This is a genomic window from Lentilactobacillus fungorum, from assembly GCF_016860605.1.
GTDB lineage: Bacteria > Bacillota > Bacilli > Lactobacillales > Lactobacillaceae > Lentilactobacillus > Lentilactobacillus fungorum.
Genome location: NZ_BNJR01000004.1, coordinates 321,021 through 337,574, shown reverse-complemented (window position 1 = coordinate 337,574; position 16,554 = coordinate 321,021). Strand labels below are relative to the sequence as shown.

Annotated in this window: 18 protein-coding genes and 1 other annotated feature; all 18 genes read left to right on the top strand. The window is 41.6% G+C overall.

Annotation, left to right across the window (positions count from 1 at the left end; genetic code table 11):
- Positions 1 to 43 precede the first annotated feature (43 nt).
- The 18 genes from YK48G_RS01745 (at position 44) to YK48G_RS01660 (ending at position 16,552) form a co-directional block, all read left to right on the top strand.
- Entirely contained in the window at positions 44 to 766 is a 723-nt protein-coding gene (locus YK48G_RS01745; protein ID WP_203628976.1) for a Bax inhibitor-1/YccA family protein, read from the top strand.
- Between the two features lie 317 nt (positions 767 to 1,083).
- Positions 1,084 to 3,741 (top strand): DNA polymerase I, encoded by a 2,658-nt coding sequence (gene polA / locus YK48G_RS01740; RefSeq protein ID WP_203628975.1) that lies wholly within the window; start codon positions 1,084 to 1,086, stop codon positions 3,739 to 3,741.
- A gap of 66 nt (positions 3,742 to 3,807) precedes the next feature.
- Positions 3,808 to 4,650: a DNA-formamidopyrimidine glycosylase gene (gene mutM / locus YK48G_RS01735; RefSeq protein ID WP_203628974.1), complete on the top strand. Its 843-nt coding sequence runs from the start codon at positions 3,808 to 3,810 to the stop codon at positions 4,648 to 4,650.
- Positions 4,643 to 5,233, top strand: a complete 591-nt coding sequence (gene coaE, locus YK48G_RS01730; protein WP_203628973.1) for a dephospho-CoA kinase — start codon at positions 4,643 to 4,645, stop codon at positions 5,231 to 5,233. Before mutM ends, coaE begins: the two co-directional genes overlap by 8 nt.
- A gap of 14 nt (positions 5,234 to 5,247) precedes the next feature.
- Positions 5,248 to 5,739 (top strand): transcriptional regulator NrdR, encoded by a 492-nt coding sequence (nrdR, locus tag YK48G_RS01725; RefSeq protein ID WP_203628972.1) that lies wholly within the window; start codon positions 5,248 to 5,250, stop codon positions 5,737 to 5,739.
- Positions 5,740 to 7,113: a replication initiation and membrane attachment family protein gene (locus YK48G_RS01720; protein WP_203628971.1), complete on the top strand. Its 1,374-nt coding sequence runs from the start codon at positions 5,740 to 5,742 to the stop codon at positions 7,111 to 7,113.
- An 18-nt stretch (positions 7,114 to 7,131) separates the two neighbouring features.
- Positions 7,132 to 8,073: a primosomal protein DnaI gene (gene dnaI, locus YK48G_RS01715; protein WP_203628970.1), complete on the top strand. Its 942-nt coding sequence runs from the start codon at positions 7,132 to 7,134 to the stop codon at positions 8,071 to 8,073.
- A gap of 332 nt (positions 8,074 to 8,405) precedes the next feature.
- Positions 8,406 to 10,355, top strand: a complete 1,950-nt coding sequence (gene thrS / locus YK48G_RS01710) for a threonine--tRNA ligase (protein WP_203628969.1) — start codon at positions 8,406 to 8,408, stop codon at positions 10,353 to 10,355.
- 72 nt (positions 10,356 to 10,427) lie between these two features.
- Positions 10,428 to 10,564 (top strand) — a sequence feature (ribosomal protein L20 leader region).
- Between the two features lie 38 nt (positions 10,565 to 10,602).
- Positions 10,603 to 11,112 carry a translation initiation factor IF-3 gene (gene infC / locus YK48G_RS01705; protein ID WP_203628968.1) on the top strand — a complete coding sequence of 170 codons (510 nt, stop codon included), beginning with the start codon at positions 10,603 to 10,605 and terminating at the stop codon, positions 11,110 to 11,112.
- A gap of 35 nt (positions 11,113 to 11,147) precedes the next feature.
- Positions 11,148 to 11,345, top strand: coding sequence for a 50S ribosomal protein L35 (gene rpmI / locus YK48G_RS01700; RefSeq protein WP_008856901.1), 198 nt, complete (start codon positions 11,148 to 11,150; stop codon positions 11,343 to 11,345).
- A gap of 52 nt (positions 11,346 to 11,397) precedes the next feature.
- Positions 11,398 to 11,754 carry a 50S ribosomal protein L20 gene (gene rplT, locus YK48G_RS01695; RefSeq protein ID WP_008856900.1) on the top strand — a complete coding sequence of 119 codons (357 nt, stop codon included), beginning with the start codon at positions 11,398 to 11,400 and terminating at the stop codon, positions 11,752 to 11,754.
- Between the two features lie 78 nt (positions 11,755 to 11,832).
- Complete coding sequence (locus YK48G_RS01690) at positions 11,833 to 12,348, top strand: YqeG family HAD IIIA-type phosphatase (protein ID WP_203628967.1); 516 nt, start codon at positions 11,833 to 11,835, stop codon at positions 12,346 to 12,348.
- A 381-nt stretch (positions 12,349 to 12,729) separates the two neighbouring features.
- The gene (yqeH, locus tag YK48G_RS01685) at positions 12,730 to 13,866 is read left to right on the top strand and encodes a ribosome biogenesis GTPase YqeH (protein WP_203628966.1); all 1,137 of its coding nucleotides are present in this window, start codon (positions 12,730 to 12,732) and stop codon (positions 13,864 to 13,866) included.
- A 17-nt stretch (positions 13,867 to 13,883) separates the two neighbouring features.
- Entirely contained in the window at positions 13,884 to 14,195 is a 312-nt protein-coding gene (gene yhbY, locus YK48G_RS01680) for a ribosome assembly RNA-binding protein YhbY (protein ID WP_203628965.1), read from the top strand.
- A gap of 12 nt (positions 14,196 to 14,207) precedes the next feature.
- On the top strand, positions 14,208 to 14,840 hold the full coding sequence (locus YK48G_RS01675; protein WP_203628964.1) for a nicotinate-nucleotide adenylyltransferase: 633 nt from the start codon (positions 14,208 to 14,210) through the stop codon (positions 14,838 to 14,840).
- Complete coding sequence (gene yqeK / locus YK48G_RS01670; protein ID WP_203628963.1) at positions 14,830 to 15,441, top strand: bis(5'-nucleosyl)-tetraphosphatase (symmetrical) YqeK; 612 nt, start codon at positions 14,830 to 14,832, stop codon at positions 15,439 to 15,441. The genes YK48G_RS01675 and yqeK overlap by 11 nt, the downstream gene beginning before the upstream one ends.
- A gap of 2 nt (positions 15,442 to 15,443) precedes the next feature.
- Positions 15,444 to 15,800 carry a ribosome silencing factor gene (gene rsfS / locus YK48G_RS01665; RefSeq protein ID WP_203628962.1) on the top strand — a complete coding sequence of 119 codons (357 nt, stop codon included), beginning with the start codon at positions 15,444 to 15,446 and terminating at the stop codon, positions 15,798 to 15,800.
- Positions 15,797 to 16,552 (top strand): class I SAM-dependent DNA methyltransferase, encoded by a 756-nt coding sequence (locus YK48G_RS01660; protein ID WP_203628961.1) that lies wholly within the window; start codon positions 15,797 to 15,799, stop codon positions 16,550 to 16,552. Before rsfS ends, YK48G_RS01660 begins: the two co-directional genes overlap by 4 nt.
- Positions 16,553 to 16,554: the final 2 nt, after the last annotated feature.

The window sequence follows — 16,554 nt, the reverse complement described above, 5'->3', positions numbered from 1 at the left end:
TATCTAACAAGAGTAGGAATTTTTTATAAAAGGAGCGGATTTCATGGATAATTACCCAAATGAACGACCGAACGAGCGCAAAATGGTTAACAATGCGGCCGGCCTGAATGCGTTTTTAACTAAGATGTATGGTTGGATGAGTTTAGCTGTGTTGGTTTCTGCTGCGACGGCGTTTTTGATTAGTACGGGCCTCGGTCAAACGGGCGCATCCATTAATACGCATAGCGGCACGATGTGGATTGCTTTGATTGCTTGGTTCGTCATGCCTTTCATTGTTTCTTTTCAAGCACTTAAGCGGCCAACGTTTGCCTTTGTTGTTTTAATGTTGTATGCCGTTTTAAGCGGTTTTGTCTTTTCAACAATTGCATTTGCTTATACGGGCGCGTCAATTGCCTCAGCGTTTGTTTCCGCCTCGGCTATTTTCATTTCAATGACGGCGTATGGATTAGTAACGCGACGTAATCTTGATAAATGGGGCGCACAGGCAACCGCTGCGCTAATCGCCTTGATCGTCGCAATGATTATCAACATTTTCTTGAGAAGCACGATTATCGCATTTGTCTTTTCAATCATTGCCGTTGTGATTTTTACGATTTTGACAGCTTATGATACTCAAAAGATGAAGCGTATGTACAATCAATACTCCGGCAGCGGCGAAGTTTCGATGACTGGTTTGGCAGTATTTGGTGCTTTGCAGTTATACTTGGACTTTGTTAACTTGTTCTTGCAGTTATTGTCAATTTTCGGTAACAGTAATGAACGCTAAAATACGATTGAAAGATCAACTTTGGGGTTGGGACAGTTATTTTGTTCTGACCCTTTTTTAGATGACCAGAAAAGCTCAAAGAGGGATAGCGCTTGATGCCTTCCTTTTTTGGCTACATAACCGCCGGCCAGCGTGGTAAACTTATATTAAGTGCTTCAGAACAGTTACGCAGAGCAGCGCCAGACACATGCCATAGTCAAGCATTCAAAAATTGGGAACTTTTAGTTTGAAGCGACCGGGTTCTCATGATAGAAACCAGTTGTAATTGTCAATTTCTAGAATCGCTTTGCGCTGTTCACTAATACAGAGGAGAAGACATGACAAAGAAATTATTATTGATCGATGGAAATAGCATTGCCTTTAAAGCGTTTTACGCGTTATATCAATCTCTGGATCGATTTACAAATACTTCGGGATTACATACGAGCGCCATTTACGGATTTAACCGCATGTTAGACAAAGTTCTCAAAGAAGAACAGCCAACCGATGTTTTGGTTGCTTTTGATGCTGGTAAAGTGACGTTTCGAACGAAGATGTATTCGGATTATAAAGGCGGCCGGGCTAAGACCCCCAGTGAATTATCCGAACAATTTCCGTTTATTCGAGAGCTAGTGAATGCTCGAGGAATCAAAGCTTATGAGCTGCCAAATTATGAAGCTGATGATATTATTGGCACACTGGCTAAGCAAGCTGAACAAGCAGGTAATTATGAAGTCGTTATTGTAACCGGCGACCGCGATTTAACGCAGTTAACTTCTGATAAGACAACCGTACAAGTTTCTAAAAAGGGCGTTACTGAGTTAGAAAAGTATACCCCGGAGCATGTCGAAAAAAAATTAGGCGTTGAGCCTAGCCAAATCATTGAAATTAAGGGGTTAAAGGGTGATAATTCCGATAATTATCCTGGCGTTGAAAAAGTTGGCGATAAAACGGCCCTCAAGCTGGTTCAGCAATTTGGCACCATCGCAAATTTGTACGATCACATTGATGAAGTTTCTGGCAAGAAGTTAAAGGAACACTTGATTCAAGATCAGGATAAGGCTGAGCGCGCAAGGACACTGGCAACCATTAATCGTGATGCGCCCGTTACAATTTCGCTTTCGGATTTGAGCTATCAGGGTGATCAACTAGAACAATTAACCGACTTTTATGAACGAATGAACTTTAAGTCATTTTTGTCAAATCTGGCAGTTGATGATTCTGATGACGAAAAGAATCAATTTGCGGCAATTAAATATGAAACGCTCACTGCCGATAATCTGTCAGCTCTAAAGCAATTTCAAGACGAAGTGTCGTTTCATCTTGAAATGGCCGATGAGAATTATCATACGTCGCCAATCCTTGGGTTTGCAATTGGCCAAGGTAATCAATGGTTTGTAACTAACAACCCCGATTTACTGCAAGCGGATATCGTGAAACAACTTTTGACCAGCCCGACCATTAAGAAAAACGTTTTTGATGCTAAACGGACATACGTCGGTCTTTATCGCCAGTCAATCATTCTTCAAAACGTTGATTTTGATATGTTGCTGGTTTCTTATTTGCTTAATACAACTAATAATAGTAACGACGTTGGCACGGTTGCTCATCTCCATGGCTTTAACAATGTGAAAACAGACGAGGAAGTTTATGGTAAAGGCGCTAAGCGGTCGATTGACACGCAGTCGCCAGCTTTTTTAGCTCATTTGGTTCATAAAGCCAAGGCGATTGATGCTTTACATGACAACATGTTTGCTGATTTGGATCAGCACAATCAAACGAAGCTTTACCGCGACATTGAAATCAAAATTGCGTTTGTGCTTGCTAATATGGAAATCAGCGGGATTAAGGTTGATCCAACAAAGCTTGAAGAAATGGGCAGCAAGTTCACTGAACGGCTGAGTGAAATTGAACAAGCAATTTATCAACAAGCAGGCGAAACTTTCAATATTGGCTCACCTAAACAACTTGGTAAAATTCTCTTTGAAAAACTTCACTTGCCGGTTTTAAAAAAGACGAAGACAGGCTATTCGACGTCCGTCGATGTGTTAGAAAAGTTAGCCCCTGATGCGCCAATTGTGCAGGACGTTTTGGACTATCGCCAAATTTCTAAACTGCTATCAACGTATATTGATGGGTTATTAAAAGTCATTCATCAAGATGACTCAAAGGTGCATACGCGATATTTACAGACGTTAACGCAAACCGGCCGATTATCATCTGTTGACCCAAATTTGCAAAACATCCCAGTTAGAACTGAAGAAGGTAGATTGATTCGGGAGGCCTTTGTGCCATCACATCCAGGCTGGCAAATCTTTTCATCTGATTATTCTCAAATTGAACTGAGAGTTTTGGCTTCCATTACGAATGACCAAAACATGCAAGAGGCCTTTCGTGAAGGCGAAGATATTCATGCCACAACTGCCCGCAGAATTTTTGGGCTGGCTTCTAATGACGAGGTGACACCTGAATTGCGGCGTCAAGCTAAAGCGGTTAATTTTGGGATTGTTTATGGTATCAGTGATTATGGTCTCTCTAAAAATACCGGGATTTCTAGAAAACAGGCCCATCAATTTATCCAACGATATTTTGAAGAATATCCAGGGGTAAAGAAGTACACGGAAGATATTGTGGAGTTTGCTAGAAATCATCAGTATGTGGAAACGATTGCCCATAGACGCCGATACTTACCAGATATTAATTCTAGGAATTTTAATTTAAGGGCTTTTGCTGAGCGAACGGCGATGAACACGCCAATTCAGGGAAGTGCGGCCGATATTATTAAGATTGCGATGATTAATATGGCAGACGCTATCAAGGACATGCGAACGACAATGTTGCTCCAGGTTCACGATGAATTGATTTTTGAGGTGCCCGATGATGAATTAGCAACGGTCAAAGAATTGATTCCTAAGGTGATGGATTCCGCAATTAAACTCAATGTACCGCTCAAAGTTGAAAGTCATTGGGGGAAGACGTGGTATGATGCAAAGTAATGAGATCTTAGAAACCAGATTGACCACAAACAATTAGATTAAACGAACGATTGATGGGGAGATAGAATGCCAGAATTACCTGAAGTTGAAACGGTTCGCCGTGGGTTAACGCAATTGGTGGCCGGAAGCCAAATCAAAAAAGTTGACGTTATTTATGAAAAAATGATTAATCTACCCAAGAAGCCCTTTGAAGATGCTTTAAGGGAAAAAACGATTGAAGCGGTCGACCGCCGGGGTAAGTACTTGTTTATCCGAATAAGTGGCGGGCTGACGATTGTTTCTCATTTACGAATGGAAGGCAAGTATGACGTTGAACCAGAAGGCGCACCAATCGGCAAACACACCCATGTTATTTTTCACCTAGCTGATGGCCGTCAATTACGATATAACGATACCCGAAAGTTTGGCCGAATGAACTTGGTGCATACGGGTGATGAAATGTCGGTTGCCGGTTTGCGAAATATTGGCCCGGAACCGACTGAACGTGACCTGACAGTTGACTATATGCAGACCATTTTTGCGAAGAGTAAGAAAATGATTAAGCCGTTTTTGCTGGACCAAAGTAAAATCGCCGGCCTAGGGAATATTTATGCGGATGAGGTTCTGTGGTTGAGTAAAATTCATCCAGAGCAACCCGTTAATTTGCTCACGCTTGACGAAATTAAGCGTTTAAGAATGAACATTATTACTGAAATCCAAAAGGCCATCGCTGGGCATGGAACAACGGTTCATTCTTACTCGAATGCGTATGGTGAAGCTGGCAGTTTTCAAAATCATTTAAACGTTTATGGTCGAACAAACAAACCATGTTTGCGCTGTGGAACGCCAATTGTTAAGATTAAGTTGGCACAACGGGGCACGCATTTTTGCCCTCAGTGTCAAGTCATACATGGAGAAGAAAATGAGTAAGTTAATTGGATTGACTGGTGGAATTGCCACGGGTAAGTCCGCAGTCAGTAGTTATTTAAAAACGCTTGGGATCCCAATTATCGATGCTGATTTGATCACTCATCAAGTTGAGAAAAAGGGTCAGGCAGGATATGAAGCAATTATTCAAACATTTGGCCACGACATTTTAGCAGATGATGGTGAAATTGATCGTCGGGCGCTTGGCCAGCTTGTATTTAGCAGTCAACCAGCCCTTAAACAATTGGTTCGGACAATCGACCCGTTTATTCGTGACCAGATCAGCCAACAATTCAAGAAATACGAAACGGCTCATTTAGTTGTCTTGGACGCGCCAACTTTGTTTGAAAATGGGTATGCGCATATTGTCGATGAATTGGTTGTTGTGTATTGCAACTCGGCTACGCAGCTACGACGGTTGATGAACCGCAATCACTTGACATATAGTGCCGCAAATCAGCGGATTAATAGTCAGTGGCCTTTGCAAACTAAATGCAATTTGGCTGATACAATTATTTATAATTCTGGAACGATCATGCAAACTCGGGCGCAAATTGATAAGTGGCTAGCCACAGAAACGAATTAAGCGAGGTGAAGGTCATGCAATGTCCTCATTGTGGGTATAACGGTTCTAAAGTTGTTGATAGCAGGCCAACTGATGACGGCCGGGTTATTCGGCGTAGAAGAGAGTGCGAACACTGTGGTTTTCGGTTTACAACTTTCGAACGGGTTGAGGTGACACCGCTTCTGGTGATTAAAAAGAATGGCAACCGTGAAGAGTTTAACCGGGAAAAATTGATGAAAGGGATTGTCCGGTCCGCAGAAAAACGGCCCGTTTCAATGAATTCAATTACGGAATTGGTTGATCGAGTTGAAAATAAATTGCGATCATTGGGTGAAAACGAAGTGTCCAGTCAACAGATTGGCGAGTACGTGATGGAAGATTTAGCTAACCTGGATGAAATCGCCTATATTCGTTTTGCTAGCGTTTACAGACAATTTAAAGATATGTCAGTTTTTTATAAAGAGCTTAAAGAAATTATGGAAAAGGATAAGAAAAAGCACGCCAAGACGAATCCGGAGGGAAAATAAATGCCAAATTCGGTTCACAAATTGACTCCGGATGCCAAATTTGTGATGATTAACGCAAATGTGAATAGTATGATTGATGACAATGTTTTAAATAACTTGTATTTGCCAATTATTGGCCGCGATGCACTGTCGTTATATCGGTTATTGTGGTCATTAAGTGTTAACGACCACAATCAGATGGTTTTGCATAAGCACTATGAGCTGCAAAGCATGCTAAACCTTGGAATTGAAAAGATTGCCAATCAGCGAAAGGCTTTAGAAGCTGTCAATTTACTTGGGACGTTTGTAACCGAGAAACCCACGGAACCGTTAATTTACGCGTTGCAGCAGCCATTGTCAGCCAAGGAATTCTTGAAAACAGACATTTTGTCGGTGATGCTGTTGGGAAAAGTGGGTGATGAGACTTATAAGCAAATTGTTTCACGCTTGATGGTACCGTTACCCGATCTTGGGCCGGTTAATAATATTTCTGCTTCCCTCTTAGATGTTTTTCAAGTGCCCACTAACTTGGTTAAACATATTCCTGGAACTGTCAATGAAGTTAAGCAGGCACTCAATAATGAAGAGGCTAGTTTCAGCAATGCGGAAAGTTTACAACCAGCAGCGATGAAATTTGATTTCAATTTAATTTTACAGATGTTGACAAATTCATACGTCGATCAAGCAAGTGTGAAGGTTGCCCACGACTTAATTTTATCAGAACACTTACTTTATGGTATTGATGAAGTTGAGATGGTTAAATTGATTCAAAAGGCAACCGATTTAAATACAAATCGATTGAATCAGCGCCGATTGAAGCTGCTAATTGCACAACAGTTCGAAATGCAAAAGCCGCCTGTCGAGCATAGTCAACAGGTTGCTGGCCAATCAAGTGGCCCTGAAGCGGAATTGGACCGTGCAACGCAGCAACTGATTAAAATCAGTCAAGCGACAGCTCCAGCGGCATTTCTTCAACAACTTAAGGACCAAAAGCACGGCCTGGTGACGCCTGGTGAGCAGCGGATATTGCGAAATTTAGTTAATTTACGCGTATTTCCAAATGAAGTGATCAACATTTTAATTTATCATATTTTGGTGGACGAACAGCATTCTACGTTGAATCAAAACTTAATTTCTACGATTGCCGATGATTGGTCACAAAAAAAGGTTCAAACTGCCCAAGGTGCAATTGCGGCGTTGAGAAACCACGTTCAGCAAAAGACTGATAAAACCACTCGCCGACGGGCCAACAAGCGGATTAATGTGAAAGAGACTTTGCCTGACTGGGCAAAAGAGCCTCAAGGTACCCAAAAGAAAGTTGGCAAATCTGGTTTAACCGCTGAACAGAAGAAACAATTAGCAGAACAATTAAATCAATTAAAAAATCAAAAGTAGGAAAGTAGGTGAGTGTGGATGCAGCGAGTGTCTGATTACGTCAAAAAGATAATGGCAGATCGAAAAATTAACGGTGGCACCTTTACCCAAACCTTCAATAAAATGATGATGGATATTCAACACGATCCTGAAATTGCTGGATTCTTGAAACAGCATCAAAAAGAACTGGCTGACGATGTGGTTGAGCGATCAGCTGCTAAATTATATGAATACGTAACCGTCAAACGTCAGCTAAAAGAAGACAAACGCTCTTTTGCGCCCGGATATTTACCGCAACTGGTCGTCAATGATCATTTGATTGATATTGCGTATACTGCTTCGCCAACAACAATTGCCAAGCAACGTTCGCAGTCGTTGGCTCGTCGGATTACAACTATTTCGATGCCAAAAGATATTAAGCAAGCTAAGATTGATGGTTTTGATAAAGATGCATCCAGATTTGATGCCTTAACTAAGGGAATTGAATTTATCAATGCGATGAAAGCTGATCCTACCCATTTTCATCCAGGATTGTATATTTATGGACCATTTGGTGTTGGGAAAACGTACTTAACGGGGGCACTGGCCAATGAATTAGCTGATCGAAACATCCAGACAACCATGGTACATTTTCCAAGCTTTGCAGTTGAGATGAAGGCTGCGATTTCGACTAACAACGTTGCTGAAAAGATTGATGCAATTAAGAAGTCACCAGTTTTGATGATTGACGACATTGGGGCCGATTCGATGTCGTCATGGGTTCGCGATGAAGTTTTAGGAGTTATTTTGGAGTATCGCATGCAACAGCAGTTATCGACCTTCTTTACTTCTAACTTTTCGATGAACCAGCTTGAGCAAGAACATTTGCGAGTCAATCAGCGGGGCGATGATGAACCTCTTAAGGCTAAACGGCTGATGCAGCGAATTAGATTCTTATCCCGGGAGGTTGAAATGACTGGGGCCAATCGGCGACCAGGTTAATTGTTGATTTACAATTGACTTTTCAAAAGGCCGACTTTATACTTAGAGTCAATGAATCAAGGAGACATGATAATGACTTCTCATCGCAGGGAGAGCAGCTCTAGCCTGGAAAGCTGCTTGTTTAGAAAGCCATTGTTACCACTTCTTGAAATGGATTGCGGATAATGCTATCCCGGATGGTCCCGTTAGCAACCACTTGAGAGCTTGTTGGCGGCTTTGTGCTGTCAAGAATCCAATACGGGTGGAACCGCGCTAATTGCGTCCCTAGTATACATTAGGTATACTAGGGATTTTTTTGTGGTTCTAATCAAAATAAAAAGGGAGTAAGAGATATGTCACAACTTTCATTTGAATTTCCAGATAGTAGTGTTAAACAGTTTGATGAAGGCATCACGGCAGAAGACATTGCCAAGTCAATTGCAGTTAGTTTAAGCAAAAAGGCCGTGGCTGCCAAGGTGGACGATCATTTTGTCAACAAAGACGAACCATTACATAAAGGCGGTAAGATTGAAATCGTCACTGCAGATAGTGACGATGGCCTAAGCGTTCTTCGAGAAACGGCTGCCCAAATTTTAAAGATGGCCATTGCCAATGAGTTTAAAAACATTCATTTTGGTGAAAGTGCTGCCGATGACGATGGGTTCTTTGTTGATACGGATAAGCCAGATACACAAATTAGCGTTGATCAATTAGCAGATCTTAGTCAGTCTATGCATAAGATTATCAAAGAAGATTTGCCAATCAAGGTCGTTTTCTTAAGTGCTGCTGATGCTAATGAAGCAATTGGCGATGACCCTTACCAAAAGGAATTGGTTAAGCAAAACGAAGTCGACGGTCAAGTGAAATTCTTTCAGATTGGTGATTTTAAATCAATTGCTGAAGGGGCCGTTTTGCCATCCACTGGTAAGGTTAAGATCTTCAAACTTTTGTCAGTTGCTGGTGCTTATTGGCAAGGTAAGTCATCTAACCCAATGCTTCAACGAATCTACGCAACTGCTTTTAACAAGCAAAAAGAGTTGGATGCTGATTTGGAAAAACGTCAAGAGGCCCATGAACGGGATCATCGAGTAATTGGTAATCAACTTGATTTGTTCTTTGTTGATCCCAAGGTTGGTGCCGGCTTGCCATACTGGATGCCAAATGGTGCAACGATTCGAAGAACCATTGAACGCTACATTGTCGATAAGGAAGTAACTAACGGCTATGAACACGTTTATACACCGGTATTGGCTAACCTCGATCTTTATAAGCAATCCGGTCACTGGGCTCATTATCGAGAAGACATGTTCCCGCCAATGGATATGGGCGATGGTGAAATGCTTGAATTACGGCCGATGAACTGCCCAAGTCACATTCAAATTTATAATCATCACATTCGTTCTTACCGTGAATTACCACTACGGATTGCCGAACTTGGCATGATGCACCGCTATGAAAAATCAGGTGCGTTATCTGGCTTACAGCGGGTTCGTGAAATGACCTTGAATGATGGTCATACGTTTGTGGCTTTAGATCAGATTCAAGAAGAGTTCAAGAATATCTTGAATTTGATGGTTGATGTTTATCACGACTTTGATATCAACGATTATACGTTCCGATTGAGTTATCGTGACCCACAAAATACTGAAAAGTACTTTGATGATGATGAAATGTGGACGCGAGCACAAACGATGTTAAAAGGCGCCATGGATGAAATGGGCCTGCAATACACTGAAGCAGAAGGTGAAGCTGCTTTTTACGGCCCTAAGCTAGATGTTCAAACGAAGACGGCACTCGGCAACGAAGAAACACTGTCAACAATTCAGTTGGACTTTATGTTGCCTGAAAGATTTGACCTTCATTACGTTGGTGAAGACGGCAAACAGCACCGGCCAGTTATGATTCACCGTGGCCTTGTGTCAACCATGGAACGATTTGTTGCTTACTTGACTGAAATTTACAAGGGGGCTTTTCCAACTTGGCTGGCACCGCATCAAGTTAAGATCATTCCGGTTAGTCAAGATAAACACGGCGATTATGCTAAGAAGATTAATGAGCAGCTTCGTAAGTTGAAGATTCGTTCTTCAGTTGAGACTCGAGCTGAAAAGATGGGTTATTTGATTCGGGATGCCCAAACTCATAAGATCCCATATACGTTAGTGGTCGGAGACGAAGAAGTAAATGGCAACTCCGTTTCGGTTCGGCGGTATGGTGAAAAGGATACCCAATCTGAATCGCTTGACGGATTTGTTGATGAAATTCAAAAGGATATCGCATCTTATTCACGTGAAGATAATCAGTAATCGCTTTAACGTGTGGTGAGTGATTATTGATTGACACTTATTGTGATTGATGATATGATTTAATAGTTGTTTAAATGAAAGCAGAGGCAACCCGCTTCTCGCCTAAGTAAATCTTGAATTTGCTGGGCATGATATCGAGTCAGGATCTAGTTATTTTGATCCTATAATTGAGAGCGGGCGCAATTCTGTGCCCGCTTTCTTTCTGCTTTTCCAAAAATTTCGGAGGTGAAGTACCATAGCAAAAGATATGATGGTTAATGATGGAATCCGCGCTCGCGAGGTTCGTTTAATTGGTGCTAATGGTGATCAACTGGGTGTTAAATCTAAGAATGAAGCGCTTCGGCTGGCCGAAGATGCCGATTTAGACTTAGTTTTGGTTGCCCCTAAAGCCAAGCCACCAGTTGCAAAGATTCTTGATTATGGGAAATACCGATTCCAAGAACAAAAAAAGGAACGGGAATCTCGTAAGAAGCAAAAAGTCATCAGTGTCAAAGAAGTCCGTTTGAGCCCAACAATTGATGTGAATGATTTTAACACCAAATTGAAGAATGCTAAGAAATTCTTAGCAAAGGGCGAAAAAGTAAGAGTTTCAATTCGATTTAAAGGCCGTGCAATTACCCATAAGGATATTGGTCGAAAAGTCCTTGACCGAATGGCTTCAGAAACGTCTGACGTCGCCACTGTTACTCAGCGGCCAAAAATGGATGGTCGAAGCATGTTCTTGATGCTGTCACCCAAAGAAGCAGACAAAAAATAATTAGTTTGTTAAATACTTGAGGAGGATTTTTACCAATGCCTAAACAAAAAACAAATCGCGCCGCAGCAAAGCGTTTTAAGAGAACTGCCAACGGTGGGTTTAAAAGTGCTAATGCTTATACAAGTCACCGTTTTCACGGTAAGACAAAGAAGCAACGCCGCCAACTTCGTGGTACTAGTATGATGGACAAGACGAACATCAAGACTTACAAGAAGTTATTACCACATCTATAAAATCACTCATCTGTCCAAAATGACGTTCTTTAAATATTAGGAGGAATTCAAAATGCCACGAGTAAAAGGTGGAACAGTTACCCATGCACGTCGTAAGCGTGTTTTAAAATTAGCTAAAGGATATCGCGGTGGTAAATCCCGTTTATTCAAGACTGCTAAAGATCAAGTAATGAAGTCACAGGTTTATGCATTCCGTGACCGTCGCGCCAACAAAGGCAACTTCCGTAAACTATGGATTGCCAGAATTAATGCTGCTGCTCGGTTGAACGATCTTAGCTATAGCCAATTTATGCATGGTTTGAAACTAGCTAACATTGATATGAACCGTAAAATGCTTGCAGACCTTGCAGTTAGTGATACTGACGCTTTTAAAGCGCTCACTGATGCTGCTAAGGAAGCACTCAAGTAATTTGGTTAAAATAACTTTCACCGATAGCTTTGGTGGAAGTTTTTTTAAATAAAATAACAACTTGTTAAGGAGCGACATATGTTGTCTCGATTTAAACCAACTTGGATGATTGAAAACATTTACAGTATTTCACCTCAATTCTTGTTGGAACACAAAATCAATTGTGTTTTAACTGATTTAGATAATACGTTAGTGCCGTGGAATTCTAAGGTTGGTTCCGATGAATTGCGAGCGTGGCTTGCTAGTATTAAAAAATATGGCATTCAAGTGATTGTTGTTTCCAATAATAGCCATCACCGAATTCAAGCGGCTGTGAAAGATTATGAATTACCTTTTGTTCCTAGGGCGATGAAGCCATTATCAATTGGGATTCGGCACGCAATTAAAGAATTTCATCTAAACAAGAAAAATACGGTGATGGTTGGCGACCAGTTGATGACCGATGTCGTTTCCGCAAATAGTTGTGGGGTTCGAAGTATTTTGGTTAAGCCACTGGTTAGGACAGATGCATGGAATACAACCATTAATCGATATTTTGAAAAGATTGTCTGGAATAAGTTAATTAAAAAATATCCAGATTTACATTGGAAGTAGGACAGCTGTGCCAGGCAGAAAGCTGCACCTAAGTCAACTTACCCAAAAATCCAAGCCCGGGATTTCCGGCCAAGTTAACTTAGGCTCCGCTTTCTAAGCGCTTTGCTTCGCTCACTTTTGTAGGACAGCTGCGCAAAGCAGAAGTCTACGTACAAGCACCTCTAACAAAAATCCCAAGCCTGGGAATTTCCGTTCGAGGAGACTTGTACTTCGACTTCTAAAGCGCTTTGCTCCGCTCACTTTTGTAGGACAGCTGCGCAAAGCAGAAACTTCCGCATAAAACATCTTGGCCAAAAATCCAAGCCCGGGATTTCCGGCCAAGATGCCTTATGCTCCAGTTTCTAAGCGCTTTGCTCCGCTCACTTTATTTAGGAGGTATTTATGGCAGAGAATCAAGTTGTTGTGGACGGCGAAATTATTCATTGTATTGGTTGTGGCGCAAAGGTTCAGACAAATGATAAACAGGCGCTTGGCTATACACCCAAGTCGGCACTTGAAAAGGGACTTGCAAGTGGTGAGGTTTATTGTCAGCGTTGTTTTCGGCTGCGCCACTATAATGAAATCGCCCCAGTTAGTTTGTCCGATGATGACTTTTTGAAGCTATTGACCAGTATTTCCGATACGGATTCATTAATTGTGTATGTTGTCGATATTTTCGATGTTAATGGGAGTATGATTCCAGGCCTTCATCGCTTTGTCGGTGACAACCCAGTGTTACTGGTTGGTAACAAACTTGACGTGCTGCCAGTCAGTTTAAAGAAAAATAAGGTCAAGGATTGGTTGCGGCAGCGAGCCAATGCGGCTGGGATTCGCCCAATTGATGTTGACTTAATTTCTGCTAAAACTAACCAGGATGTTGATCATTTACTAGACCAGATTGAAAAATATCGCAAAGGTAAAGACGTTTACGTAGTTGGCGTTACTAACGTTGGTAAATCAACGTTAATTAATTCCGTTGTCAAGCAGTCAACTGGCATCCAGGAGTTAATTACCACGTCCCGTTTTCCAGGGACCACGCTTGATCGGATTGATATCCCATTAAAGGATGGGAAGCATTTGGTTGATACCCCGGGAATTATTCAACCGGAACAAATGGCTCATCATCTGGTTGGTAAAGAACTTAACTTGGTAACGCCACAAAAGCGGATCAAACCCAAAGAGTATCAGTTAAATCCTGAGCAGACACTCTTCTTTGGCGGCGTTGCTAGGTTTGACTACCGAGCTGGCGATCGTAAATATGGTTTTACGGTCTATGCCGAAAACAATTTATATATTCACCGGACTAAACTCAGCAATGCTGACGGTTTCTATACCAAACACGTGGGCCATTTATTGACGCCACCAAGCCAAGAGCATGTCGCTGATTTTCCAGCCCTTGAAGCACACGAGTTTAAAACGACTCAAAAGAGTGACTTGGTCATAGAAGGCTTAGGCTGGATTACTGTTCCGAGTGGTGTTTCAATAGTGGGATGGGCACCAAAGGGCGTTGCTGTTTTGCTTCGGCCCGCGATGATTTAGAGAATTAAGGGGTAACTATGAAATTAACTGGAAAGCAAAAACGATTTTTACGAGCTCGCGCCAATCGATTACGGCCCATTTTTGAAATTGGTAAAAATGGACCATCTGCGGTTTGGCTGACGGAGATTCAAAGAGCTTTAGCCAGTCGAGAATTAATTAAAGTGAACGTTTTACAAAACTCAGCAACGTCTTTGGCTGACATTCAGACATATATCGAAACTAATAGTGATGTAGTGGTGGTTCAGACAATTGGGAAAACCCTTATTTTGTTCAAACCTTCCAATCATCAGAATCATCAAGAAATATCAAAAAAAGTATTCTCAATTTAGGGGTATTTTAAAATGGTTAATGTTGTTCGCACGGTAGAGACACTTCCAAAAACGAAAACAGTCGTCCGAAACAATGGTAAACGGATTGGTATTCTTGGCGGGACCTTTAATCCGATCCACAATGGTCATCTGATTGTTGCCCAACAAGTGCTTGATCAATTAGGACTAGATAAGATTTTGTTTATGCCCGATGCTAATCCACCGCATGTTGATCGCAAACTTGCAATTGATGCTAAGGACCGAGTGGCGATGATTCAGATTGCCATTTGGGACAACCCTCATTTTTCAATTGAACTGGCCGAAGTGAATCGTGGCGGTATCAGTTACTCATATGATACGATGGTTGAACTGACAAGAAGGCATCCCGAGAACCAATATTATTTTATTATTGGTGGTGACATGGTCAATTATCTACCAAAGTGGCATCGAATTGATGATTTAGTCAAATTGGTGTCCTTTGTTGGGGTTAAGCGCGATGGTTACGCACCAACATCTAAATATCCCATTATTTGGGTCGATGTCCCGTATATTGACATTTCTTCTTCATTTATTAGGTCAAAGATCCATCAACATCAGTCAATTCGTTATTTGGTTCCCAACGGGGTGGAAAACTATATAAAGGAGCATCAATTGTATGGAAAATAGGCAATTAGCGTACAAGGGAATGCCTTTTAGCCGAGAAGAATTGGTTGAAAAGTTAAAAGCTGCCCTAACAGATAGTCGTTTCCAGCATGTTTTACGGGTTGAGCAGACCGCAATGAAGCTCGCTGCCTTAAATAAGGTTGATCTTCAAAGCGCCAGCATTGCTGGATTGGTTCACGACTATGCCAAGCAGCGGCCGGATGAAGATTTTATTTTAGCAATTAAACAGTATCACTTGGATCCGGAACTGCTTCATTATGGGAATGCCATTTGGCACGGCGTTGTTGGCTGGCTATTTGTTAAGAACGAACTTCAGATCAATGATATTGAAATATTAAATGCAGTTCGTTATCATACAGTTGGTCATGAATATATGACCCCGCTGGAACAGATTGTTTATATGGCAGATTATATTGAACCGGGTAGAGATTTTCCGGGAGTTGATGAGGCTAGAAAGATCACCTTTGCCAATTTGGCACAAGGAGTGGCCTTTCAAACTAAACAAACCCTTAGTTACTTAGTTGCTCATAACAAGCCCGTTTTCCCGCAAACCATTGTTACCTACAATAGTTGGGTACCAAATTCAGGACTAGATAAGGAGTAAGTATGGATAGTAAAGAAATTTCACAAGTTGTTGTCCGCGCTGCTGATAGTAAACGCGCTAATGATATTGTTGTTCTAGACATGCAAAAGGTTAGCTTGATGGCTGACTATTTTGTGATTGCAGATGCTAATTCAGATCGACAGGTTAAAGCAATTGCCAACGAGGTAATTGACCAAGTAGAGTCGAATAACGTTAACGTTTATAGTGTTTCCGGCAAAGACTCTGCTCGTTGGATCCTCATTGACTTGGGCGATGTTGTCGTCCACATCTTCCAAAAAGAAGTTCGTGATTTCTACAATCTTGAAAAGTTGTGGTCGGATGCACCAGTTGTTAATATCGATTCATGGGTTGAAGTATGATTTACAGTAAGTTTGCTCAGTTTTATGATGATTTATTCGATGTGTCATTGTATGATCGATGGCTAACGTATACAACTAACGTGGCCAAGACGCATCATCAGTTAGCCACAGCTACCAAGATTTTGGACCTTGCCTGTGGGACGGGACGGCTGGCCGTTAAGTTAGCCGACGCTAATTATCAAGTTACGGGAGCTGATTTGTCCACTGACATGTTAACGATGGCCGATCAACGCGCAACCAAAGCCGGCGTCAGTATTCCATTCATCCAAACTGATATGCGTGATTTAGAGGGCTTGGATCAATACGATATCATTACTTGCTTTGATGACTCACTGAATTATTTAGTGACCTCAGCTGATCTAAGGCAAACATTTAATTCTGTGAACCAACATTTGAATTCGGGCGGCCACTTTTTATTTGATGTGATTACCCCTTATCAAATTAAAGTCGTTTATCCAGGATTCATGTATAATTATCGAGATGAAACAGCTGCTTTTATGTGGACCAGTTATGAAGGTGATTTTGCACCAGTATCAGTTGAACATGACTTAAGCTTCTTTTTATATAACGCGCAAAAGGATGCTTATGACGCGTATAGTGAGTTACATCGTGAACGGGCGTATGATCGTGATGAGCTGACTGCGGCATTGGCTGTTAATGGGTTTAAGAGGCCCATATTTACGACTGATTTTGGTGAGCAGCCATATGTTGAACGAGTGAAACGGTGGTTTGTTGACGTTGTGAAGGAGTAGTG

Excerpts from the sequence above, each read along its gene's own strand:
- YK48G_RS01720 (WP_203628971.1), top strand. The coding sequence starts at position 5,740 with ATGCCAAATTCGGTTCACAAATTGACTCCGGATGCCAAATTTGTGATG.
- polA (WP_203628975.1), top strand. The coding sequence starts at position 1,084 with ATGACAAAGAAATTATTATTGATCGATGGAAATAGCATTGCCTTTAAA.
- infC (WP_203628968.1), top strand. The coding sequence starts at position 10,603 with ATGATGGTTAATGATGGAATCCGCGCTCGCGAGGTTCGTTTAATTGGT.
- YK48G_RS01675 (WP_203628964.1), top strand. The coding sequence starts at position 14,208 with ATGGTTAATGTTGTTCGCACGGTAGAGACACTTCCAAAAACGAAAACA.
- rpmI (WP_008856901.1), top strand. The coding sequence starts at position 11,148 with ATGCCTAAACAAAAAACAAATCGCGCCGCAGCAAAGCGTTTTAAGAGA.
- YK48G_RS01745 (WP_203628976.1), top strand. The coding sequence starts at position 44 with ATGGATAATTACCCAAATGAACGACCGAACGAGCGCAAAATGGTTAAC.
- rsfS (WP_203628962.1), top strand. The coding sequence starts at position 15,444 with ATGGATAGTAAAGAAATTTCACAAGTTGTTGTCCGCGCTGCTGATAGT.
- thrS (WP_203628969.1), top strand. The coding sequence starts at position 8,406 with ATGTCACAACTTTCATTTGAATTTCCAGATAGTAGTGTTAAACAGTTT.
- YK48G_RS01660 (WP_203628961.1), top strand. The coding sequence starts at position 15,797 with ATGATTTACAGTAAGTTTGCTCAGTTTTATGATGATTTATTCGATGTG.
- rplT (WP_008856900.1), top strand. The coding sequence starts at position 11,398 with ATGCCACGAGTAAAAGGTGGAACAGTTACCCATGCACGTCGTAAGCGT.
- yqeH (WP_203628966.1), top strand. The coding sequence starts at position 12,730 with ATGGCAGAGAATCAAGTTGTTGTGGACGGCGAAATTATTCATTGTATT.
- coaE (WP_203628973.1), top strand. The coding sequence starts at position 4,643 with ATGAGTAAGTTAATTGGATTGACTGGTGGAATTGCCACGGGTAAGTCC.
- yhbY (WP_203628965.1), top strand. The coding sequence starts at position 13,884 with ATGAAATTAACTGGAAAGCAAAAACGATTTTTACGAGCTCGCGCCAAT.
- yqeK (WP_203628963.1), top strand. The coding sequence starts at position 14,830 with ATGGAAAATAGGCAATTAGCGTACAAGGGAATGCCTTTTAGCCGAGAA.
- nrdR (WP_203628972.1), top strand. The coding sequence starts at position 5,248 with ATGCAATGTCCTCATTGTGGGTATAACGGTTCTAAAGTTGTTGATAGC.
- mutM (WP_203628974.1), top strand. The coding sequence starts at position 3,808 with ATGCCAGAATTACCTGAAGTTGAAACGGTTCGCCGTGGGTTAACGCAA.
- dnaI (WP_203628970.1), top strand. The coding sequence starts at position 7,132 with ATGCAGCGAGTGTCTGATTACGTCAAAAAGATAATGGCAGATCGAAAA.
- YK48G_RS01690 (WP_203628967.1), top strand. The coding sequence starts at position 11,833 with ATGTTGTCTCGATTTAAACCAACTTGGATGATTGAAAACATTTACAGT.